The sequence below is a fragment of the Pantoea sp. Pa-EAmG genome, assembly GCF_030024295.1.
Lineage (GTDB): Bacteria > Pseudomonadota > Gammaproteobacteria > Enterobacterales > Enterobacteriaceae > Pantoea > Pantoea dispersa.
In genome coordinates this window covers 1-5,949 of record NZ_JASEWO010000227.1, presented here as the reverse complement: position 1 = coordinate 5,949, position 5,949 = coordinate 1, and the positions used below count along the sequence as shown (strand labels likewise).

Below are 5,949 nucleotides of genomic sequence, written 5' to 3'. Positions count from 1 at the left end.
TGAATAAGCGTGTGTACTTATGCCTGTTAAATTAAATTTAATTCCTGAACCTGCACTACGGCCAAAACCACCAGTTCGATCGCGCTGGCTGAAAGGTCTGGCCGGAATATTGGTGACCGGGGCACTCTGGGCGTGGTTCTCAGGGTTACCCGTCAAATCAGTCGAATTCTGGCTGGTTTCTGTTGGTATCCCGGTACTGTTGTGGCTGGCCGTAGCATGGTGCCGGGAGATGGTTTATCTGCTTGGGCAGATTCAGACAAATGCGTGGGATAAACACCGCGAAGACGCCATTCTACAGGCCGTTCGCCGTGGGCGCAGAACGCTACAAATCCTCTACGGGGCGTATATTACCGCATTGAGCAGCCCGGAGGAGCGGTTCCGCTTCCCCTCTGCAGAGGCATTTTTTCAGCATGAGAGCGCCCTGCGTGCGCAGACATCCTGGCAAGGAGGTGGTAATACGCGTCACAGCCGCATCATCCCTACCGATATTTCTCCTGATGTGTTTTTGTCGCAGATTTTTGCGGATTTACTGCCAGCGCTGGCTGTTTCACTCGGTCAGTATCCCGTTGAGCAGTCAGTGACCGTGCTGTTCGAGGCCGATACTTCTGTATCCAGTCAGCGGGTGCGGGACTTGTGGCGTGATGTCTGGCAAAAGAACGGCATCCGGCAGCAGTTAGAATATATCGAAGGCCACGGTCTGACGGCGATTGATCGCTGGCTGGATAACCGTATCCGCGAAAACACGTTGCTGCTGGTGGTTGCGTTGCAGATTGCCCCGGAGAACCCGGATGGCTCGGCGGAAGCGGTGACTGCGCTGTTGCTGGGCAATCGACTGACGCAGAACACCCTCACGCCGTTTGCATTGTTGCACCGCCCGGAACAGAGCGTACCGGACACGCTGGCGGAAAACATTACGCAAGCGATGGACTGGGGGCCAGTGCAGCCGGAGGACGTGCATCATTTATGGCGAGCCGGGTTGTCCGTGAGTGGGCAAAAGGCGATAGCCGCTCTGAATGGACTTTCGCCGCTTCAGGGCGTGGACATGAATACGGCGCAGTATGACATTGATACTGCACTGGGACAGGCAGGGTGTGCAGCTCCCTGGCTGGCGATTGCTGTTGCAACACAGGCGGCTGTGAAGATGCAGGAAAACCAGTTGATTATTAGCGGTGAACAGAACGGCACAGTCATGTGGAGTACGGTGATAACACCTTATCTGTCAGGGAAGGAGAACCATAATTGAGATATTTTCCATTGCCGGTGAAAAAGGCAGAGATGAGATTCTGGCTGATAATGCTGTTGTTGGCTGTAACGATGGGTCTGGCCTGCTTTGTAGTCTGGCAGTATCCGGAAAAAGCGGGATTGACGCCAGGTAGCGTAAGTCAAATCCGCTGGCTGGCGGGGTTGTGTGTTGCTGTGGCAGGTAGCCTGTTATTTGCCGTTCTGACATTCTATGGCGCTCGTTTTGCCGGGCGGCAGAGCTTCCGGCAGGTGCGTGCGGAAATGAAGGGAGATGATGTTCCTCGTGAGGAAAAAACATCGCCGGAAGCCCCCCTTTTTGACAGTACGTTTTCCGGACTGGTGGCTCACCTCCGTCGCCGCTATAACCTCTTCTGGCGCAGGAAAGTCAGTCTGTTGCTGGTTTGCGGCGAACCTACGCACATTGCCGCCATTGCTCCCGGTCTGACAGAGAAACAGTGGCTGGAGGGTAGGCAAACGGTGCTGATTTACGGCGGCAGCCTGTTATCTGCACCGGACGCAGAGCGCCTTGCCGCCCTGCGTAAACTGCGCCGCAACCGTCCGCTCGACGGCATTGTGCTGGCTCTGAATGATACCCAGACAACAGCCGGTACGCTGGATAACCATCTCCGCACGCTGGAACAGGTCGGGGAGGCGCTGCACTACCAGCCGCCGGTCTACCTCTGGCAGGTGCATGACAGCGACTGGCCGCAGGAGACGCGTGCCACTCAGGCGCTGGGGGCGTTGTTCCCGGCACGGGCCACGCCGGAGGTGGCTGAACGGCATCTCCGCGCTATTCTGCCGTCCCTGCGAGAGCAGGGGATGGCGCAGCTATGCGCTAACCCGGCCCACGATTTTCTGCTGCGTTTCGGACGCGCTCTTGAGGAAAACGGCATTGCCCACTGGCGCACGCTGCTGACCCCATGGCTGACGGAGCACCTGAAGCGTATTCCCCTGCGCGGCCTGATGTTCAGCCCGTCGCTGACGGCGGAGAACGTGACTGGCGAGGGGCTTCATCCCCACCGCTGGTCCGCTCCGGCGGTGTGGCAGGGCGTGACGGATGACTGTATTCGTGCGCGCGGTGTGCCGGTTGGGATGCCCTGGCAGCGTACCCTCGGCATCAGCCTGCTGGCGCTGATTGCCCTGTGGGGGGCTTGCAGCCTGCTCTCGTTTATAGTCAATCGCCAGCATATTGTGAGCGCTACTGAGCGGGTGCAACAGCTGGTACAGCATCCGGCTATTAATGATGAACAACTGATGGCGTTACAGTTACTGCGTAATGATATCGGACGGATGCAGAACCAGGAGGCACACGGTGCTCCCTGGTACCAGCGTTTCGGTCTTGACCACAATGCGCCGCTCTCAGCCGCCCTGATGCCCTGGTACACGCAGGCGAACAACCGACTGATCCGCGATGCGGCAGTACAGGCACTGACCCAAAAACTGACCGTGCTGGCAAACCTGCCGCCACGCAGCCCGCAGCGGGCTGCACTTGCGAAAACGGGTTACGACCAATTGAAAGCGTACCTGATGATGGCGCTTCCGGATAAAGCGGATGCGGCCTTTTACACCCAGGTGATGACAGGCACCCGGCCTGCCCGTACCGCGGTTTCTCCGGCGTTGTGGCAGAGTATTGCACCGGATTTGTGGACATTTTACGTGCAGAACCTGCCGTCTCAGCCGTCCTGGAAAATCACGCCGGACACACAACTGGTGACCCAGGTGCGTCAGGTATTGCTGGAGCAAATTGGCCAGCGGAACGCCGAAAGCACCCTGTACGAGAATATGCTCACGCAGGTGCGGCGCAACTATGCTGACATGACTCTTGAGGATATGACACCGCAGACCGATGCCGCCCGCTTGTTCAGCACGCAGGAGGTAGTGCCGGGGATGTTCACCCGTCAGGCGTGGGAAGGGGGCGTTCAGGATGCAATTGATAAAGCGGTGGCCTCACGGCGCGATGAAATTGACTGGGTACTAAGCGATAACCGCAAAACGGTCTCAGGCGTTGTGTCGCCGGAGGCGCTGAAACAGCGCCTGACGGACCGCTACTTCACCGATTTCGCTGGCGCATGGCTGAACTTCCTCAACAGTATCCGGTTGAATCCCGCACACAATATCGCCGACGTCACCGACCAGTTGACCCTGACAGGCGATGTGCGCCAGTCACCGCTGATTGCCCTGATGAACACGCTGGCGTACCAGGGGCAGACCGGGCAGCAGAAAGAGGCGATAGCTGATTCGCTGGTGAAATCGGCGAAAAATCTGCTGGGTAAAGACGAGCAGCCAGTGATTGACCAGCAGGCCGCCGGGCCAGTCAGCCCGCTGGACGGCACATTTGGGCCGCTTCTGGCGCTGATGGGAAAAAACAGTGCGCAGAACGTTATGGCGGCGGACAGCTCGCTCAGCCTCCAGACGTATCTCACCCGCCTGACCCGCGTGCGCCTGCGGCTTCAGCAGGTGGCGGGCGCCCCTGATCCGCAGGCGATGATGCAGCAGCTGGCGCAGACGGTGTTTCAGGGCAAGAGCGTTGACCTGACCGATACCCGGGAATACGGCAGCCTGGTGGCGGCGAGTCTTGGCGAGGAGTGGAGCAGTTTTGGTGACACGATGTTCGTTCAACCGCTGGCCCAGGCCTGGGAGACCGTGCTTCAGCCATCGGCGGCCAGCCTGAACGAGGCATGGCAGCGTTCCGTAGTTGCTAACTGGCATTCCGCATTTGACGGCCGTTATCCTTTTGCCGCCGGAAATAATGATGCCTCGCTGCCGATGCTGGCCGCGTTCATCCGCCGAGACAGCGGGCGCATCGATCACTTCCTGACAACGCAGCTGGGCGGGGTGCTGCACCGGGAGGGCAGCACCTGGGTGGCCGACAGCACCAACAGTCAGGGGCTTGCGTTCAGTCCGGCGTTCCTGAAGGCGATTAACCAGTTGAGCGAACTTTCCGACATCCTGTTTACTGACGGCAGCCAGGGCATCAGCTTTGAGATGCAGGGGGTAGCGATGCCGGAAGTTGTTGAAACGCAACTGACCCTGGATGGTCAGAAACTGCATTATTTCAACCAGCTTGCCGACTGGCAGAGCATCCGCTGGCCGGGGGTGATGAATAAACCCGGCGCAATGCTGACCTGGACCTCAACCGCGGCAGGTGCCCGGCTGTTTGAAAACGACAGCGGTCCGTGGGGCGTTATCCGAATGCTGGAGAAAATGAAGCGGCGGAAGGAAAACGACGGTCTGTACCGGCTGACCGTGTCTGCGCCGGACAATCGACAGCTTCAGTGGCTGCTGCGTACGGAATTGGGCGACGGTCCGCTCGCGCTGTTGAAGCTGCGCAACTTTACCCTGCCTTCTCAGATATTCAGCGTGGATGCCGCCATACTGACCGAAAATGAACCGGCAGACGTGGAATATGGTGATAACGATATTTCATCCGGCGCAGTGGATGATGACTGAATATAGCCGGCAGTGTCACAGTATGCTACGTCCTTTGGCGCACAACATTTGTCCCCCATCTACGCCGCGCCCAGTGGCCTGGGCACCGGATAGGACAAAAATGCAGGATACACAGAAACGGTAGATGAGCTGGATAGAGCCGGTATTCATTCGACAACCCTGACGCACGTGCACTGGGGGACGGAACAGTTGTTTGAGGTGAAGGCGAGGCGGCTAAAACCGATGCGGATGAAGGCGGGGCGCAACGAAGCGGACAAAACGCGCCTAAATCCCGATATGGAGCATCTTCTGGCCGGGCTGATTGCCATTGATCCGGAACGGGCCGCCGTGCTGTGCCAGTAACATTCGTAATAAGCAAACAGGACGTATTATATGGCAAAGGGTAATTATCTGGTACGCGGGGATAGGACTACCTGCGGTGGCGTTATTGTTGAGGGCTGTGAAGATCACTGTCTGTTCGGAAAGGCTGTTTCCCGCGAAGGGGATAAAGTGACCTGCGGGAGGTTTCCCGGCATATATAACATCGTCGGCGGTATCGCGATTGACAGCGTACACGGGCGCAGGATGGCCGGGACGCTGGACAGTTACAGTTCCTGCCCGTGTCAGTCGAGGTTTATTGCGTCAATGGTGGACGATACGTATGAGAAAGCGCCCAGTAGTTAGAGCGAACCAGAACAATATGGACAATCTGCTAAAAAGAACCCCACAGGCAAAGGAAATGGTGTCCTTTTAAAAAAATCAGTATGGTGATGTGATTCTGGATGGTAATGGTAACCCGGTGTATGAGATGGAAGAAAGTAAACGACCCACAGAGGATGAAATGAATGATACGTTAAGAGCACAAAAAGCAGCGCTGGAAAGAAGGCTCAAGGAATGAGTTCGCTGGAGTGAACAGGATCGTGCCGCGTTCAAAAAGGTTTTTGGCCGAGATGACGAAGCTTCGCATCAGAAAATTCTCGGTGCCGTAAAGAAAGAAATAGAACTTAATACATCAATGACGTATCAGAAATTCAGATTTGCAGATCAACATGTATATGCCTGCGTGAGCAATGCTGATAAAGATCACTATATAACGATAGCCAATAAATTTCTTTCTGCACCGATGAATGGTAAAGATTCAAAAGTTGTGACGTTATGCCATGAAATGTCACATTTTAATGATGTGCTGGGGACAACTGATGATGGACTCAGCGCGGTTGCGATAAAATTGACCCAGGAGGGTAAACCTGAAGCACTGGATACCGCTTATAACTTTGA

The 5,949-nt window shown here is 56.4% G+C and carries 3 protein-coding genes and 2 pseudogenes; all 5 read left to right on the top strand.

All coding sequences use genetic code 11. The annotated features are described in order from the left end of the window. Positions 1-19 precede the first annotated feature (19 nt). A complete protein-coding gene (locus QMM04_RS20275) occupies positions 20-1,243 on the top strand; it encodes a hypothetical protein (protein ID WP_282996871.1) in 1,224 nt (407 codons plus the stop codon). Continuing rightward, the gene (locus QMM04_RS20270) at positions 1,240-4,692 is read left to right on the top strand and encodes an ImcF-related family protein (RefSeq protein ID WP_167519798.1); all 3,453 of its coding nucleotides are present in this window, start codon (positions 1,240-1,242) and stop codon (positions 4,690-4,692) included. The genes QMM04_RS20275 and QMM04_RS20270 overlap by 4 nt, the downstream gene beginning before the upstream one ends. Before the next feature lie 183 nt (positions 4,693-4,875). Then, positions 4,876-5,034, top strand: a pseudogene (locus tag QMM04_RS20265) (type VI secretion system protein TssA); the annotation flags it as partial. A 30-nt stretch (positions 5,035-5,064) separates the two neighbouring features. Then, positions 5,065-5,355, top strand: coding sequence for a PAAR domain-containing protein (locus QMM04_RS23215; RefSeq protein WP_337958348.1), 291 nt, complete (start codon positions 5,065-5,067; stop codon positions 5,353-5,355). Positions 5,356-5,641: 286 nt separating this feature from the next. Then, positions 5,642-5,949, top strand: a pseudogene (locus tag QMM04_RS20260) (M35 family metallo-endopeptidase); the annotation flags it as partial.